At 42.2% G+C, this 16,082-nt stretch carries 19 protein-coding genes; all 19 read left to right on the forward strand.

Features of this window, described 5'->3' with window-relative positions:
* Nucleotides 1-384 precede the first annotated feature (384 nt).
* Nucleotides 385-1,692, forward strand: coding sequence for a UDP-glucose/GDP-mannose dehydrogenase family protein (locus HQK80_10935; GenBank protein MBF0222722.1), 1,308 nt, complete (start codon nt 385-387; stop codon nt 1,690-1,692).
* Between the two features lie 38 nt (nt 1,693-1,730).
* Nucleotides 1,731-3,263, forward strand: coding sequence for a sigma-54-dependent Fis family transcriptional regulator (locus tag HQK80_10940; GenBank protein ID MBF0222723.1), 1,533 nt, complete (start codon nt 1,731-1,733; stop codon nt 3,261-3,263).
* Between the two features lie 386 nt (nt 3,264-3,649).
* Nucleotides 3,650-4,105: a PilZ domain-containing protein gene (locus tag HQK80_10945; protein MBF0222724.1), complete on the forward strand. Its 456-nt coding sequence runs from the start codon at nt 3,650-3,652 to the stop codon at nt 4,103-4,105.
* 641 nt (nt 4,106-4,746) lie between these two features.
* Nucleotides 4,747-7,728 (forward strand): tandem-95 repeat protein, encoded by a 2,982-nt coding sequence (locus HQK80_10950; protein MBF0222725.1) that lies wholly within the window; start codon nt 4,747-4,749, stop codon nt 7,726-7,728.
* Between the two features lie 373 nt (nt 7,729-8,101).
* A complete protein-coding gene (locus HQK80_10955) occupies nt 8,102-9,430 on the forward strand; it encodes an MBL fold metallo-hydrolase (GenBank protein ID MBF0222726.1) in 1,329 nt (442 codons plus the stop codon).
* A gap of 91 nt (nt 9,431-9,521) precedes the next feature.
* Nucleotides 9,522-9,905: a nucleotidyltransferase domain-containing protein gene (locus tag HQK80_10960; protein MBF0222727.1), complete on the forward strand. Its 384-nt coding sequence runs from the start codon at nt 9,522-9,524 to the stop codon at nt 9,903-9,905.
* A gap of 39 nt (nt 9,906-9,944) precedes the next feature.
* Nucleotides 9,945-10,370: a DUF86 domain-containing protein gene (locus HQK80_10965; GenBank protein MBF0222728.1), complete on the forward strand. Its 426-nt coding sequence runs from the start codon at nt 9,945-9,947 to the stop codon at nt 10,368-10,370.
* A 638-nt stretch (nt 10,371-11,008) separates the two neighbouring features.
* The gene (locus HQK80_10970; GenBank protein ID MBF0222729.1) at nt 11,009-11,152 is read left to right on the forward strand and encodes a hypothetical protein; all 144 of its coding nucleotides are present in this window, start codon (nt 11,009-11,011) and stop codon (nt 11,150-11,152) included.
* A gap of 1 nt (nt 11,153) precedes the next feature.
* Nucleotides 11,154-11,498 (forward strand): nucleotidyltransferase domain-containing protein, encoded by a 345-nt coding sequence (locus HQK80_10975; GenBank protein MBF0222730.1) that lies wholly within the window; start codon nt 11,154-11,156, stop codon nt 11,496-11,498.
* Nucleotides 11,495-11,896, forward strand: a complete 402-nt coding sequence (locus HQK80_10980; GenBank protein ID MBF0222731.1) for a HEPN domain-containing protein — start codon at nt 11,495-11,497, stop codon at nt 11,894-11,896. The genes HQK80_10975 and HQK80_10980 overlap by 4 nt, the downstream gene beginning before the upstream one ends.
* 647 nt (nt 11,897-12,543) lie before the next feature.
* Nucleotides 12,544-12,768 carry an addiction module protein gene (locus HQK80_10985; protein MBF0222732.1) on the forward strand — a complete coding sequence of 75 codons (225 nt, stop codon included), beginning with the start codon at nt 12,544-12,546 and terminating at the stop codon, nt 12,766-12,768.
* Nucleotides 12,765-13,064 carry a type II toxin-antitoxin system RelE/ParE family toxin gene (locus HQK80_10990; protein ID MBF0222733.1) on the forward strand — a complete coding sequence of 100 codons (300 nt, stop codon included), beginning with the start codon at nt 12,765-12,767 and terminating at the stop codon, nt 13,062-13,064. The genes HQK80_10985 and HQK80_10990 overlap by 4 nt, the downstream gene beginning before the upstream one ends.
* Before the next feature lie 221 nt (nt 13,065-13,285).
* A complete protein-coding gene (locus HQK80_10995; GenBank protein MBF0222734.1) occupies nt 13,286-13,537 on the forward strand; it encodes a DUF2442 domain-containing protein in 252 nt (83 codons plus the stop codon).
* 143 nt (nt 13,538-13,680) lie between these two features.
* Nucleotides 13,681-13,899, forward strand: coding sequence for a hypothetical protein (locus HQK80_11000; protein MBF0222735.1), 219 nt, complete (start codon nt 13,681-13,683; stop codon nt 13,897-13,899).
* The gene (locus HQK80_11005) at nt 13,890-14,255 is read left to right on the forward strand and encodes a PIN domain-containing protein (GenBank protein MBF0222736.1); all 366 of its coding nucleotides are present in this window, start codon (nt 13,890-13,892) and stop codon (nt 14,253-14,255) included. The genes HQK80_11000 and HQK80_11005 overlap by 10 nt, the downstream gene beginning before the upstream one ends.
* Nucleotides 14,256-14,599: 344 nt before the next feature.
* Complete coding sequence (locus tag HQK80_11010) at nt 14,600-14,854, forward strand: UPF0175 family protein (GenBank protein MBF0222737.1); 255 nt, start codon at nt 14,600-14,602, stop codon at nt 14,852-14,854.
* Nucleotides 14,847-15,353, forward strand: a complete 507-nt coding sequence (locus HQK80_11015; protein MBF0222738.1) for a DUF3368 domain-containing protein — start codon at nt 14,847-14,849, stop codon at nt 15,351-15,353. The genes HQK80_11010 and HQK80_11015 overlap by 8 nt, the downstream gene beginning before the upstream one ends.
* Nucleotides 15,354-15,546: 193 nt before the next feature.
* Complete coding sequence (locus tag HQK80_11020) at nt 15,547-15,756, forward strand: addiction module protein (GenBank protein ID MBF0222739.1); 210 nt, start codon at nt 15,547-15,549, stop codon at nt 15,754-15,756.
* A complete protein-coding gene (locus HQK80_11025) occupies nt 15,753-16,052 on the forward strand; it encodes a type II toxin-antitoxin system RelE/ParE family toxin (GenBank protein ID MBF0222740.1) in 300 nt (99 codons plus the stop codon). Before HQK80_11020 ends, HQK80_11025 begins: the two co-directional genes overlap by 4 nt.
* Nucleotides 16,053-16,082 lie beyond the last annotated feature (30 nt).

The raw sequence follows: 16,082 nt of genomic DNA on the forward strand, positions 1-16,082 counted from the left end.
GAGAAAAAAGTGCTGCTGGAAGAAGAGCTCACCTATGTGATACGAAAATGTATCTATGAGGTTTTCCGGCAACTCGGCCACGGGTTTGCCCGATTTGTACTTTAAGTTCAGTGTGCTTCAGTGTGCTTCAGTGACCAATAAGTCAAAGAAGAGAACTTGGAAGGATTTGTTTATGGCCACGGAACCACACGGAAGGCCACGGAAAAATCTATGAGCGAGGTTGCGAGAAAAAAGTGCTGCTGGAAGAAGAGCTCACCTATGTGATACGAAAATGTATCTATGAGGTTTTCCGGCAACTCGGCCACGGGTTTGCCCGATTTGTACTTTAAGTTCAGTGTGCTTCAGTGTGTTTCAGTGACCAATATATAAACTAGGGAGTTTGAAATGAATATAACAATGATCGGCACCGGATATGTCGGTTTGGTAACAGGCGCCTGCCTTGCCGAGTTTGGTCATCAGGTTATCTGTATGGATAAGGATCAATCTAAAATTGATTCTTTGAACAAGGGGAAAATTCCAATTTATGAGCCGGGCCTTGATGTTCTGGTTGATAAAAACGTTAAGGAGGGGAGGCTGTCTTTTACCAGCGAGATAGCTGACGCGGTTAAAACTGCCCAGGCAATTTTTATTGCGGTGGGCACACCGACGTCTCGTCGTGGGGATGGGTATGCTGATTTAACCTATATTTATGCTGCGACAAAAGATATTGCCAAGCATTTAGACGGATATACGGTTGTTGTCGACAAAAGTACGGTTCCTGTGGGAACGGCAAGGCAGGTTAGGCGAATTCTTGCTGAGGAAAATCCAGGTGCAGATTTTGATGTTGTGTCGAACCCTGAATTTCTGCGAGAGGGCGCTGCTCTTAATGATTTTATGCGGCCGGACCGTATTGTGATTGGCTCTGACTCTGAACGGGCCAATGTGGTTATGAAGGAAATTTATGACCCTTTATACCTGATTTCAACCCCTATTGTCATAACTGGCCTGGAAACGGCTGAACTGATTAAGTACGCTGCTAACGCTTTTTTGGCAGTTAAGATCAGCTTCATCAATGAAATGGCGACGATATGTGAAGCTGTCGGTGCCGATGTCATTGACCTGGCAAAGGCAATTGGGCTGGACGGCAGAATTGGCAGAAAGTTTTTACACCCCGGTCCGGGCTATGGGGGATCATGCTTTCCTAAGGATACCTTGGCTCTTTTGAGAGTTGCTCAGGAGCATGGGGTGGCTGCTCGTTTGGTTGAAGCTGGGGTGGAGGTAAATGCTGCTCAGAAGGCAAGGATGGTTAAGAAGATTCGAGATGCCCTTGGCGGCTCTGAAGCTGGCAAAGTAATTGCGGGACTTGGTCTTACTTTTAAACCTGAAACAGATGACTTGCGAGATTCTCCCTCCCTTTCAATATTGCCGCCCCTTCGGGAGAAGGGTGCGACTGTTCGGGTTCATGATCCAAAGGCGATGGCTGAGGCAAAAGAGATGTTTCCTGAGTTTCACTATTGTGATTCTCCTTATGAGGCTTGTGAAAATGCCGATGCAGTTGTATTGTTGACCGAGTGGAATCAGTATCGGGCCTTAGATCTTAAGAAAATTAAGACCTTGATGAAAGGTGATGTGTTTATTGATCTGCGAAACGTTTATGACCCCTCTAGAGTTCGCAGCGAAGGGTTTCGCTATTTTGGAGTCGGGCGAGTGTAGTTGTGAAATCCCCCTCAGAGAGCTAATCATAACAATTTATGACTGAAAACCTGACTGAAAACCGTATACCAAACACTGAGACTGACTCCTCTGCTGAGGTTAAGCGTCTTGTTAAGAACTGGCGCGCCATGCTGGATATTATTCCAGAGATGGTTCTTCTTGTTCGTGATGATCTGGCGATCCAGTATATGAACTTACAGGCGCAATTAGTTTTGGGTGATTTGCGTGGGAAAAAATGTACGGATGTTCTCTGTGGCGATGGTGCCGGCTGTAATACGAACTGTCCGGTCCAGAAAGCTTTTTGCGGAACGAATCATATTGGTGACTTGGCAGAAACGAGGATTGGGGAGATGGATATTGAGTTTACCTCTGTTCCGTTTCAAGGGTACTCAGGTGATATACTGTCGATGATTCTCATGCGTAATATTTCACAGCGTAAACGGCAGGAGCGTGAGCTTAAAGCCTTTAATAACGATATTGAGGAAATTCTACGTATAAAGATTGACGAATTAAAAGAAAGTGAAAGCCTGCGTCAACGCTTGGCACGTGAGGTTAATGTGCTGAAACGGCGAGCCAAAGTACTTGGTAGTGATGACGGTATGGTGGGCAGCAGTCGAAAAATGCAAGAGTTGCGGGACACGGTTCACCAGGTTGCTGAGTCGGATGCCACCATTCTGATTTTTGGAGAAAGTGGGACGGGAAAAGAGCTTGTTGCTAATATGATTCGGCAGCATAGTTCTCGAAGTGATAAGCCGTTTCTCAAAGTTAATTGCAACGCCATTAACGAAAATCTTCTTGAAAGTGATCTGTTTGGCTATGAAAAAGGGGCTTTTACCGGCGCTGCAGCTAGAAAAAAAGGAAAGTTTGAGATTGTTGACGGTGGCACCATATTTCTTGATGAAATTGGCGATATTTCGCCAAGAATGCAAGGTTCATTATTGCGAATTCTGCAAAATGGTGAGCTTGTACGAGTTGGAGGAACAAGCCCGGTCATGGTCGATGTAAGGGTTATTGCCGCGACACATGTTGATCTAGCCAAGGCAGTGCAGGACGATAGATTCAGACTTGACCTTTATTATCGTCTCAATATCATAAAAATCGGCATGCCGGCGCTGCGAGAGCGTAAGGAAGATATTGTTGAGCTTGCGACTCACTTTGTTAGGCATTATCGGGCTGCTTTTAAAAAAGATATTGATTTCTTGCCCAGTAAGATAATTGACAGGTTACTGGAACATGATTGGCCGGGCAATGTTCGCGAGTTGGAAAATGTGATACAGCGGGCCGTACTTATGGCCAAAAACAATGTGATTACGGATCAGGATCTTGTCTTCGATGCATCTCCTGAGATGCGAAGTCAGGATAATTATTTTGCTAAAATGACTGAAATGCTTAGCCGCGGTACACTGAAAAAAGTGCTATCGGATTTTGAAAGTGACATTATCAGCCACGCTTTGCACGAAAGTAAAGGGAATGTGCTTCAGGCGGCACGGATGCTCGATGTTGGCAAGACCGCACTTTACGATAAAATTAAACGGTACGATATTACGGCAAAGGTTGTCACACCGTCTTGATTCGATTTTATGGCCGGCACATCATTTTCGTTTGCCGGATTGGTTGCTTGCCCAGCAATAATGGCATTGATGTTGCAAGATGTATTTAATTCAACAGTATAGGAATCATCAGCTATGCATGACAAGAAAATCCCCCTGAATCCCCCTTTTCAAAGGGGGATTTAGGGGGATTTTGTGAAGGCTGGAGTTGCTATAGTAATAATCTAACGCCCGCCTGCATGAAGGTGAAGGTTGCAGTTTAATCTCTCATGGATTTAAAATGTCCGGTTTTACGCCGACAGTGAGGAGTGTTCGTGGTTTTAGCCATCCATCATAGTGAGTTTTGTCCGTATTGGTGTCCTTCAGTCTTGGAGTGTCGGATGTCCAAGGGTGGCGTATACCTCCCAATGCCGGAACATATTACCCTTTTTTGCCGGTCAGAAAGTTTTGTGCAGTGTCATCAGTATGCCATTGGTTGTGTGGCAATTCAGGCAGCTGTTGAACGGTGCGAGAGGGTGAATAGTGATAACAGGAGAAAACTTGAGCGTATTAAGGCAGAGGTTCCTGTAAACATTGCTGTCTCCGACGCCACTGGCAAAAGCCAATTAGTATTTGGAGCGATTACTCTTGATATGAGCTTGGAGGGAATTCGGATACAGACCCAAGAGGCGCTGCCGCTTGAGTCGAAGGTTTGTTTTGCTTTTGATGATGAGTTTTCCGTGCCAAACTGGAAAGGTTGTGGCGAAGTTCGATGGACAGAAAAGGATGAGGATAATAATTTATTTGAGTCCGGAATGGTCGTCACCGATCGTAACTCATGTCATGCCATCGGCCAACATATAGGCTTCGGCTGCTTCTTGTAGTATCACGCTATGCCTATTATTGTTGAGCTTCTTCGTCTCTAATCTTTTCATCATCAAGTCAGCCCCTGAAAGTTTTAACTCTTTATATTGTTTGGTTTCCCACTTAACTTGCTTGGTTGTCTAAATTTAAAAGTATAGTTTTTCTCATTTTTCTCTTCTATATCTTTTGTTTCTAACGTACTGATTTAAAACATTAAAAAAAATATTTTCCAGAAAATAGGCTGGATATTCCGTACATGAGGAAAAATGCCAGGTACTGGCGAGAGGAAATATCCAGAACAGCTGTTAAATGATATTTTTTTAAATTCTAAAAAAAATATTGTTTAACTGTTAAAATATTTTGCGTGATTTTTTTTCAAAAATATTTTTTGAAAAAAATAGAGGCTGATTCCAGAAGGATTTTAGCCCGATACTTTCTAATTGTTGTTTTGTCTTTACGTGGCATGCTGATTGCACAGTAATTATGTCGATAAGGCTTACTGCGATGAAAGATAAAAATATCAAATGTCATAAACCTTGCTCTAAATGTGGTAAATGCAATATGATAATTTATTGCATGAAATGTTTAACTTCATCGGCCATCATATCAAAAACAAAGTTTAGATGTGACTTTTAGACTGAGTGCCCGAGAGGTAGTGAATATGAGTAAAAAAATACTTTCATTTTTTTGTGCCCTGATAGTTGGCGGCCAGCTTTCGGTTGCTCAGGCTGAGCTTCTACCTCTGACGGTCAATTGGAGCTATAGCGGATCCGCAGCGGCCTACATCCTTTACAAGGACGGGTTACAGGTCTGTTCGAGCAGCGATCCTGTGGCTGAACAGATGACATGTAACGTATTTATCGAAGATGTTCCTATGATCTTCACTCTGACCGCCGTGGATACAGATGGTATTGAAAGTCCTCAGTCTGCTCCCTACACCTTAAATCCTCCGGTTCAAGATTCATACGGAAACTATATTCCCCAGCCTTCCATTACTGTTGATGTTTCTGCGGGTGAGGCGCCTCTTGCCGTTTCTTTTGATGCAAGTGGTTCAATTGATGTGCTTGGGTCAATCAACTCCTACGAATGGTCTTTTGGTGATGGTTCTACCGGTACTGGTCAGTTTATCAACCATTCATTTACTGCTCCTGGAAGTTATCTGGTGACTTTAACTGTAGTGGATAACCAGGCTGCTTCGGCAGAGGCTACAGTTACTATTACTGTAAATGATCCCGGTGTTGTCACTCTTGCCCCCAATGTTGCTCCAGTTGCCTTAATTACGGCAACACCAATACCGAATCTAACCTCACGAATTGGCTTTGATGCGTATTCATCATCAGACACTGATGGAACAATTGCTGCATTTTCTTGGGATTTTGGTGATGGCGATACCGCTGCTGGTGAATATGTCGAGCATGAGTTCCTGGTTGTTGGTGACTACACAGTGGTACTGACGATTGTTGATGATGAAGGTGCAAGCGCTCAAGATCAGATGATTATTTCTGTGGTTGAGCCACCGATTGCCAATACCCCTCCAGTTGCCGCAGTGTCTGCCAGCACCACCCAGCATAGGCTCCATTTTGACTGGGAGTACACAGTTTCACCCGACTTGGCAGGGTTCAATCTTTATCAGAATGGAATTCCAATTTGCAATGTTCCCGATGCAACAGCACGACAGGCCGACTGCCTTGCCTTTGTTGATTCGGGTATTGTTGAGTTTTGGCTCACATCCTATGATGTCAACGGAGTTGAGACGGCTCCTTCTGAAATCTTTATTTTTGATAGCTCCGCAATTCTTCCCGTTGCGGTAACTGGAGATGCTCCGTTTTCGGTACATTTTAGTTCTGGTGGTACATTTGATGTAGATGGCACCATTGTATCCTATGAGTGGGGGTTTGGTGATGGAACCATTGCAACTGGTTCAACAGTAGAACATACCTTCGACTTGCCCGGAACCTATACTGTGACACTAACTGTAACCGACGATGCTGGTGACAGTGCTCAGGCAACTACCGAAATTACGGTTACTGGTATAATAAATCTGCCCCCGACAGTCACCGGTGGAGCGTTCACAACAGATGAAAATAAGTCCATTACGGCGTCACTTTCTGCCTTTGATCCGGAGGGCGAGCAGCTATCCTTTATTTTAACTGAAAATGGCTCTCTAGGAACGGCGACTATTACCAATACGACATCGGGGTTATTCACCTATGTTCCAAAGACAGGGGTGAGTGGCAGCGACACCTTCACCTTTAAGGTTAATGATGGTCTTCAAGACTCAGCGTTAGCCCAAGTTGCTATAACAATTGTTAATGTTAACTCTGTGCCAGTGGCTCAACCAGTCAGTGTTTCAACCAGCGAAGACACCTCGGTGATCGGTCAGTTAAACGGTTCCGATTCAGACAGTGACCCGTTGACCTACACGATTATAACGGCTCCGGTAAATGGTACAGTTGCCTTGTCAGATGCAACCAGTCCACAATTTACCTACTCACCAAACGCAGATTTCAATGGAACGGATAGTTTCACCTACTTGGTGAATGATGGAGTTGTAAACTCCGCCCCAGCCACAGTGAGCATAACCATTTCCCCAGTCAACGATGTACCGATTGCAGCAGACGATTTTGCTACAACTGACGAAGACACCTCGGTGAGCATTGATGTCCTCGCTAATGACAGTGATATTGATGGCGATCCATTAACTGTTGTCGCTGTAACTACAGGAGGAAACGGCACGGTTTCTCTGTCTGGCAGCACCATCATTTATACGCCGAGTGCTGATTTTTACGGGATTGATACGTTCTCATACGCCATCGGTGACGGACATGGTGGGATTAGTGCCCCAGCAACTGTTACGATAACAGTTCGACCAGTCAATGATTTTCCTGTTGTGCAAGCAGTATCAGTCACTGTGGTAAGTGGAGCAATGACCGTGATCGATGTATTGCAAACAGCATCCGATATTGATGGCGATACGCTTGCGATATCTTCTGTGACCGCATCAGCAAACGCAGTAGCGCTTATCGTAAACGGGAGCATAGAGTACACAGCAAACCCTGGTTTTTGGGGCGACGATACCTTGGCCTATACGATTAGTGATGGAAAGGGTGCTGAAACAAGTGGTGTTGTGACTGTTACAGTTGAGCAACCTATGTCCCAAATAACCTTCTCATGGGATTTTGATCCAGCCGTTTCGGTAAAAGGCTTTAATTTCTACAGAAATGGAACGAAGATTTGCGGCACACAGGATACTGCTATTAGAGAATTTAGCTGTACTGCGCCAGTTGTTGAAGGCCATCAATCCTTCGCGATAACAGCAATTGATTCAGCAGGGATTGAATCAACACTTTCTAACCTCATTCAGTATGGGGTCGTGGCGACGCAAACTGTTGAACCTCCACCAGCCCCGGTTCCAGAGCCTGAACAGCTGGTTACCTATTCCTGGACTTATACTGGTGATGCGACAACTCTTCTTGGGTTTAGACTCTATATGAACGGCACGGCAATCTGTGATACTTCCGACCCAGGCGCTCGTAGCTTAAACTGTAAAATTCCGCTGACAAGTGATACTAAAATCTTTACTGTAACCTCTATTGATAAGGACGGTGTGGAAAGCGCGTTTTCAAATTCGATCCAGTACTGAGTGTTTTCGTAAAGTAGGGCACCGCAGTTTCGTCATCGAAGGCGGATTTTATGCCCGGTCTTTTCAGATGCTATCTGCGAGCGCAGCTCGGCAAGCCAGAACACTCCGAACCCCATGGATTGCCACGTCGTTGTCACTCCTCGCAATGACACACAGAACTTTTTGCACTGCCTTTAAAACTTAATCAGTTAACCAAAATCCCCCTTGTCCCCCTTTGAAAAGGGGGATCTAGGGGGATTTTAAAAATTCATTAAGCCGTCAGACAAAAACAACTTGGATTTTTTAGGTTCATGAACGGCATAAGGGGCCGTATAGAAATTGGATAAAAAGTACAAGTTATTTCTTGACGGCCCCTAAGCAGAGGGTAAGTAATGTGAACTACCCGGAAATTGTTCATATTGGAGGCGAACAAACCGTAACAGGGTCATGTCATCTCGTCCGGGCCTGCGGGATAACCATTATGGTTGACTGCGGGCTCTATCAAGGTGGAGATGCCGATCATTCTGTTGAATTGGTCCCTACCGTTAATCCCCATGAAATTGATTATTTGTTCCTCACCCATGCTCATATTGACCATATCGGTCGCTTGCCGGATTTGATCGCTACTGGTTTTTCTGGCGAAATTATTTGCTCTCACCCCACCAAAGCCCTTCTTGCTCCAATGCTGACCGATACTATGCGTTTGTCAGGGTATAGCAAAAACCAGGAAAAGAAAATTTTAGCCGCCATTGAGGAGCTGTCTTGGGGCTTTGAATACAACACCTCTTTTAAACTTAAAAAAGGAATCGAGTTTAAGCTGGGTAGGGCAGGGCATATTCTTGGTTCAAGTTTTATCAGCTTTAAATTCCCTTCCGTTAAAGCATCCAACGCAGTTGCAGTTACTTTTTCTGGAGATCTAGGAAATAAAGACACCCCGATTCTTTGTGATCCTGATCCGCCGGAGCACAGCGACTTGCTTATTCTTGAGTCAACCTATGGCGATCGTTTGCACGAAGGGCGTTCTCAGCGGCAGCAAAAACTTAGGGATGTTCTCGGAAACGCTTTTCGAGACGGGGGGAAAGTTTTTGTTCCAGCCTTTTCCTTGGGCCGCACCCAGGAGTTTCTTTTTGAACTTGATCGACTGTATGGAGATAAACCGCCGGCACCTGTTTTTGTTGATTCACCTCTGGGACTGAAAATAACAAAAATTTATTCGGAACTGTCTGCTTTTTGGGACAAAGAGTCAAGTTCACTTCTTGCCTCAGGGGATCATCCCTTTGATTTTAACCATCTCTACTCAGTAGCCAGTTTTCGTGAACACAAAGAACTTCTGGAGATGCCTGGTCCGGCAATCATTATAGCTGGCAGCGGGATGTGCAGTGGCGGACGAATCCTCGACCATTTAGCAACAGGTCTCGCCGACAAAAGAAATGATATTTTCTTTGTCGGCTATCAAGCTCATGGTACACTGGGCCGAAAGATCATTGAATTCAGTAATCGCGCCAATGGTTATGTGCTAATTGGATCACGAAAAGTTGCTATTAAAGCCAAGGTGCACAAACTTTCGGGATATTCCGCCCATGCTGATCAAAAAGGATTAGTCGACTGGGTGGCATCAATGCTCGGAAAGCCAGGAAGAATTAAACTCGTTCACGGTGAACTAGAGTCTAGGACAGCCTTAAGTGAAATTCTACTAGAAAAAGGATACAATGTTGAACCCTAGATTCTATACTCGCAAAGTATCATGATCATTATTTGGATCTGTTAGTAGCTCTTGCTAAAGATCTTGGTGCAGCGAGCTGAGCAATTTATTTATGAATCACGACATTATTAGGGAAATTTGCGACAGACAACCTGTAATTATTGCTGCGTACCTCTTTGGTTCTCGGGCTAAAGGAGATTTTCGACCGGAAAGTGACATAGATTTAGCTGTGTTACTTGATCATAACTCAAAAAGTTCTTTCGATCTGCTTTCGTTCATTAATGAAGTGGAAAGGGAGACAAGATTAAGAGCTGATGTCGTGATTTTGAATAATGCTGGTGAAGTTTTGAAGTATCAGGTTCGTAAATATGGACAGCTCCTTTATGATCGAATACCGAATATAAGAAAAAAATTCGAAATTGGCAGTCGTAAATACTTTGAAGATTTTCTTTATTTGCACAAAAAATATTCTGAGAAGGTGCTCTACAAAAGATAAACCACTATTGTCCACCCGTGATAGAGGGATTTAGAGATTATGGTCGATCGCCTATTAGTTGAACGTATATTGAATGATCTTGCGTCGTTTGTTGCAGACTTACAAGAAGTTTCGGGTACACCATTTGATCAATTTGTAAAAAACAAGCAATTAAAGCGTTTCATAGAAAGGACCCTACATATTTCAATTGAAGCCATTATTGATATCGCGCAGCATATAATTTCCGATGAAAGATTCAGAGAGCCTGAAAGCTATAAAGATACTTTCAGTATTTTGCATGAAAACAACATTGTCTCTGATGAACTATTGGTAAAACTGCAAAATATGGCAGCTTTTCGTAATCTCTTAGTTCATTACTACGAAAAGATAGATGATGAAATAATTTTTGGTATATTGAAGAAAAACTTGGGTGATTTTGAAGCGTTTTCAAATCAAATAAGTGTATTTATCCAGCGAAAGTCTTGATCTATGTCAGTTACTTCAGACGCTTTTGCCCTCTTGGCCCAGAAGAGCATTATCATCCATTTGGGTAAATGCTGAGCCCGTAGGGTGGGCACGTTGTCTGTGCCCACGCGAAAGAAGCTGGTTTTGCTGTTGATATGTGATTTTTCAGGACCTCTGACCCCTCACTACTAAATAAATAGCTACAAAATGTTGGGAGTAATACCAGAAAGTGAGGTGGACATTCGTAGGATTATCGATACTGAAAAATAATTTTCTGTAGGATTATGTCGCAGCATCAGGTGTATACTAATCAAAAGCACTTTACGAATTTAAAACGAACCAACAAATTCAGGGCGTGGAATGAGTCAACAGCTCCGCGAAAGGATCTTTGTGTTACAAACATGGAGGCATTACCAAAACGTGGAGCCGACTTTATTCCACTGCTCCCAACAAAACCAAGTAACCAACGGACCAGTAGTAAGCAAAGCTGATGCCTTTAGGAGGGGAAAATATCTTGAAAACTGCTTATGGACGAAGATATTTAAAGAACAGATTAAAAGAAAATTTTATAACCTAAATGTCGACCGTTGGGCGGGGAGATGCCCCAGACAAAGAGCTAATTTAAAGAAGAACTGAACCAACGATAGGAGAATATAATTATGCAAAGCATACGGAAAAAAATTGTGACGGATGAAGGGTTGCATCCGGTTGCTGTTGTTATACTGTATCTGCTTGGCAGTTCATTGCTGGAACCTTTACCGGAAGGGAGATATTCCGCTTCTATGATAACAGGGCTTGATTAAAATGAAAACTTATGAGAACTGGCATAAGAAAACATCAAAATCGGCAGCGATTTTGGAGAAAGTTAGAGACTCAATTCGATCAGTAATCCCTGGTGCAGAGATAATATTATACGGATCGAGAGCTCGAGGCAGTGCTGAGGCGACATCTGACTGGGACTTTCTGGTTTTGGTTGAAACTTCGGCTACGCGAGACCTTACACAGCAAATTAGAGACAAGTTGTATGATTTGGAACTTGACCTGGGTTCTGTTTTAAGTGCAATTATAAGGAATAAAAAAGAGTGGAGGGGGCGACTTTCACGGCTGCCTTTTAAAAAGGAAGTTGACAGAGATGGTGTGTTGTTGTGAGCGGAAGCGGTAAAAATGACCTCATGCGCTACCGCCTTGATCGGGCTCACGAAACTCTTGCAGAAGCGATTATCTTGAAACGAGAAAACCATTGGAATGCCTGTGTGAACCGGCTTTATTACGCATGTTTTTATGCAATTTCGGCTTTGTTGCTGACCAAAGGTTTGAGTTCAAGAAAAAACAGCGGGGTGAAGGCGTTACTCAATCAACATTGGGTGAAGCCTGGTAAGATTAGTAAAGATAAAGGGCGATTTTACCATAAACTTTTTGAGAGCAGACAGGAGGGCGACTATCTCGATTTTGTTGAATATGACAAAGAGACTGTGTACTCCTGGATAGGCCAAGCAAAAGAAACTATAAATCATGGTTACGTGGATTTGTATTCGAGGATAAGTTAACTATAATAAATCCATACAAATGAGCCTCTTGCAAAATGAGATAGTGTTGCCATACTGAAATCGCTTGTAGTCGTCTTTCCCGCATGTAGTTGTTAACAGCGGAACAGTGAAATGGTATCTGGTGTCTGGAAGGTAGCGCAGGTTTCTCTGGATCCCAGATAGAAACATCGAAGTCGGAGTTTATTCCCTGCCGTTGCTACCTCTGCGATGACGGTTATTTTGCAAGAGGCGCAACAGTAAAAACTTTCGTGTGTTTCAGTGTCCCCGTCAGGGAAGCGATAGACTTCGAGCGAGGATTAAACATAATGTTTCTATGGCTTAAAAAACCGTCCGTGTGTGTTCGTGTGAGTCTGTGGCTAAAAAAAACCAATCGAACCATGTAATGATTCTGTTCATTGGTCGACCGTTGGGCGGGTAGATGAGAGGAGAAGAAATGAGACCCGAAGAGATAAGAAACTGCTGTTAATAACCAAGTAACCAATTAACCGGGTGTAACCAACCCAAGCAACTCAATAAACCCAATAAACCCAATAAACCCAATAAACCCAATAAACCCAATAAACCCAATAAACCCAATAAACCCAATAAACCCAATAACCCAATAACCCAACTGGTCAGTTTCTTATAATTAACAGGAGCTAAATGATATGAAGACTAAAGATTTAATAACAGAAGCAACCTCATTGCCGGTCGAAGAAAGGGCAATAGTTATTGATTGTTTGCTAAAAAGTCTTAATCAACCAGACACTGATATTGAAAAAAAATGGGTATCTGTTGCAAAAAAACGACTTGAAGAAATCCGAAACAGGAATGTCGATGTGGTACCTGGAGATAAAGTGTTTGAAAAAATTTGGAGCCGGTTTGCAGAATGAAGCATTTCTTTCATCATGCAGCAGAGCAAGAATTTTTTGAGGCAATAAATTACTATGAAGAGAAGGAGAATTCGTTGGGTTATGATTTTGCCGTGGAAGTCTATTCCACTATTGAAAGAATAATTTCTTTTCCCAATGCATGGCCATTAATCGACGAAGATATTAGACGGGCATTAGTAAGGCGCTTTCCCTTTGGGATTTTGTACCATGAAGAAAAAGGAGAAATATTCATCCTTGCCGTAATGAATCTGCATAGAAATCCTGGCTATTGGAAACTTAGGAAAAAGAACAAATGATACCCATTGCAACCCAACCAAGCAACTCAATAAACTCAAGTAACCCAAGCAACCCGAGTAACCCAAGTAACCAATTAACCGGGTGTAATCAACCCAAGCAACTCAACAAACCCAATAAACCCAAGCAACCCAACAAACCCGAGTAACTAACAATCAAGGTATGCTGATGCCAACTATTTCAATGTTTTATGGTATTATATGTTAAAGTAATGGAGGTAGATATGTATTTGTCGGTGATAGGTGTGACACCACTTGAAGGGTATAGACTTCAATTAACTTTTGAGAACAATGAAGATAGAATTTTTGATGTAACTCCATACTTGAACACTGGGAAATTTTCGGAGTTAACGAATAGAGATTTATTCAATAGTGTGAAAGTGAAATTTGATTCAATAGAGTGGGACAATCATTTGGATTTAGATCCAGAATTATTATATGAGAAAAGCACACTATTTTTGGAACCAACGAACTAACAAAACCAAGTAACAAACTAACTGTTGTTAATAACCAATTAGCCGGGTGAATCAACCCAACGAACTCAATAAACCCAAGCAACCCCATCGCCCAACAAAAGTCATTTAAAGAAGAACTGAACCAACGATAGGAGAATTTAATTATGCAAAGCATACGGAAAAAAATTGTGACGGATGAAGGGTTGCATCCTATTGCTGTGCAAATCGATTACGCAGATTGGCTAGAAATTGAGAAGATTATTGATTTTAAGGAAAAGGAAAATGCTACTAAGCAATTTAATATAAATAAGTATGCTGGTGTTATTTCCTTAACCGAAGATCCTCTGCAATTTCAAAGTGAAATTAGGGGTGAGTGGCATTGAAGTACCTTCTCGACACAAATGTTATACTGTATCTGCTTGGCGGTAAATTGCTGGAACCTTTACCGGAAGGAAGATATTTCGCTTCTGTGATAACAGAGCTTGAGCTACTTTCATATTCTTTACTTTGCCCTAAGGAAGAAGAAAAAATCAGTCAATTTCTGGAGGAGATAACTGTTGTTGAATTGAACCCTGAAATTAAGAAAATGACTATTCTTATTCGGCGCACTCATAAAATTAAACTTCCTGATGCCATTATTTTGGCGACAGCACAATCGCTTGGAGCAAAAATTTTTTCAAACGATACTCAGATGGCCAAGATTCCACATATTGATATCATTCCACTTTTGTTGAAATAATCCAATGAATAAACGGAAGGGGTAAAAGAGGTCTTGAAAAAACGTCTGTGTGGATCCGGTGTGTCAGTGGCTAAAAAACCAAAAGAAATGGCAGATAACGCATGGAAGCGTATAAAAAAATTTGGCCCACTATTTAACAGAGGACAAACCCAGTAAACTCAAAAAACCCAATAAACCCAACAAACTATAGTGTTGTAAAATAACCCTCACCAGGGAGGAAGCATCATGAAAACCAACCAACTAACAAAACCAAGTAACCAATTAACCGGGTGTTATCCAACCAACCCAACAGCCGGTCTTCCGAAAGAGGTTTCAAGTTCTAGCAAAATGAATAGGTCAGTGAAATGAATTTACAATTAACGGTGGAATATCCTGAAACAATACCAGATGCATTGCATGCTACCCGAGAGCAGTTTGAACAAGAAGCAAAGATGGCTATGGCAGTTAAGTTATTTGAGATGAAACGATTATCCTCGGGTATGGCGGCATCATTACTAAATATGGATCGGGTAACTTTCATACTCACCTTGTCAAGATATGGGGTTTCTGCGATAGATGAGACTGAAGATGAACTTGAGGCAGATTTAAATAATGCCTAAGGATGCTAAAATAGTTATCAATACGGGCCCATTATTGGCGCTTGTTGCTGCGTGTGGGGACTTAACCCTTCTTCAGAAAATGTATAGAGAAGTGATTGTCCCCCCACAAGTATGCAAAGAAATTATGAAGGGTGGATCTACTAATTTTGCTGTTGCTCAATTTAAAGAAGCTTTTTGGTTGAAAAAGTGGACGGATGAACTGGCAATAGAACCATTCTTGAATAACACTTTAGATTTAGGAGAAGCTTCGGTTGTCCAACTTGCAATTCAAGAAAATATAAAGACAGTTTGCATAGATGAAACTATCGGTAGAAGAGTTGCTCGTCTTCATGGATTACAACTTACTGGCTCTATAGGGATTTTACTTCGCGCTAAAAACGAAGAACATATTGCATCTGTTCTGGATGCTGTTAACAATATGAGGAGTCACGGGATTTGGCTTAGCGAACGAGTCGTAAGTTTTGCACTGAGAAAGTCCGGAGAAAGAGCCCCAGAGTAACAAATAGACCAATTAACGATATTTATGTTTTTACATAACCCTCACCTGGGAGGAAGCATCATGAAAACCAACGAACCAACAAAACCAAGAAACAAACTAACTTTTGTTAATAACCAAGTAACCAATTAACCGGGTGTAATAAACCCAACAAACCCATTTTAACATCATAAACTAACTATACCGAGGTGAATTAATGGGAAGTAAAGAAATCTTAACTCTAGCAATAGCACTTAAACCCGAAGAACGATTTATAGTTGTTGAAGGGTTATTGAAGAGCCTTGATAAACCTGATAAGGAGCTAGATAAAGTCTGGGCTGAGGAAGCAGAAAAAAGACTTATTGCATATAGAGAAGGGAAATTAGGGGGAATTCCTATGGAAGAAATATTTAGGGAAAAGGAATGAAAATTGTTTTTTCTGAATATGCTAAAATGGAGCTTGAGGATGCAACTCTTTTTTACGAACTGGAGTATAAAGGCTTAGGCCAGAGGTTCAAAAAAGAAATCAAAAATGCAGTAGTAAGAATTTCTGATTACCCTAAGGCTTGGTCTATAGAGCGTGGTGATGTTAGAAAATGTCTGCTTCATAAATTTCCTTACAAGCTTCTCTATTCTGTTGAAGAACACCATATTTTTATTATTGCCATAGCACATCAGCATCGAAAGCCAGATTATTGGATAGACAAAGAAGCAATAAAATAAGGCACCAAATGACCTCAACCAACCAACAAA

The organism is Desulfobulbaceae bacterium, from assembly GCA_015231515.1.
Lineage (GTDB): Bacteria > Desulfobacterota > Desulfobulbia > Desulfobulbales > VMSU01 > JADGBM01.

Coding starts and splice junctions, on each gene's coding strand:
- HQK80_10945 (MBF0222724.1), top strand. CDS start 3,650: ATGCCGGAACATATTACCCTTTTTTGCCGGTCAGAAAGTTTTGTGCAG.
- HQK80_11020 (MBF0222739.1), top strand. CDS start 15,547: ATGGGAAGTAAAGAAATCTTAACTCTAGCAATAGCACTTAAACCCGAA.
- HQK80_11015 (MBF0222738.1), top strand. CDS start 14,847: ATGCCTAAGGATGCTAAAATAGTTATCAATACGGGCCCATTATTGGCG.
- HQK80_10985 (MBF0222732.1), top strand. CDS start 12,544: ATGAAGACTAAAGATTTAATAACAGAAGCAACCTCATTGCCGGTCGAA.
- HQK80_10970 (MBF0222729.1), top strand. CDS start 11,009: ATGCAAAGCATACGGAAAAAAATTGTGACGGATGAAGGGTTGCATCCG.
- HQK80_10960 (MBF0222727.1), top strand. CDS start 9,522: ATGAATCACGACATTATTAGGGAAATTTGCGACAGACAACCTGTAATT.
- HQK80_10965 (MBF0222728.1), top strand. CDS start 9,945: ATGGTCGATCGCCTATTAGTTGAACGTATATTGAATGATCTTGCGTCG.
- HQK80_11025 (MBF0222740.1), top strand. CDS start 15,753: ATGAAAATTGTTTTTTCTGAATATGCTAAAATGGAGCTTGAGGATGCA.
- HQK80_10940 (MBF0222723.1), top strand. CDS start 1,731: ATGACTGAAAACCTGACTGAAAACCGTATACCAAACACTGAGACTGAC.
- HQK80_10990 (MBF0222733.1), top strand. CDS start 12,765: ATGAAGCATTTCTTTCATCATGCAGCAGAGCAAGAATTTTTTGAGGCA.
- HQK80_10950 (MBF0222725.1), top strand. CDS start 4,747: ATGAGTAAAAAAATACTTTCATTTTTTTGTGCCCTGATAGTTGGCGGC.
- HQK80_10995 (MBF0222734.1), top strand. CDS start 13,286: ATGTATTTGTCGGTGATAGGTGTGACACCACTTGAAGGGTATAGACTT.
- HQK80_11010 (MBF0222737.1), top strand. CDS start 14,600: ATGAATTTACAATTAACGGTGGAATATCCTGAAACAATACCAGATGCA.
- HQK80_10935 (MBF0222722.1), top strand. CDS start 385: ATGAATATAACAATGATCGGCACCGGATATGTCGGTTTGGTAACAGGC.
- HQK80_11000 (MBF0222735.1), top strand. CDS start 13,681: ATGCAAAGCATACGGAAAAAAATTGTGACGGATGAAGGGTTGCATCCT.
- HQK80_10975 (MBF0222730.1), top strand. CDS start 11,154: ATGAAAACTTATGAGAACTGGCATAAGAAAACATCAAAATCGGCAGCG.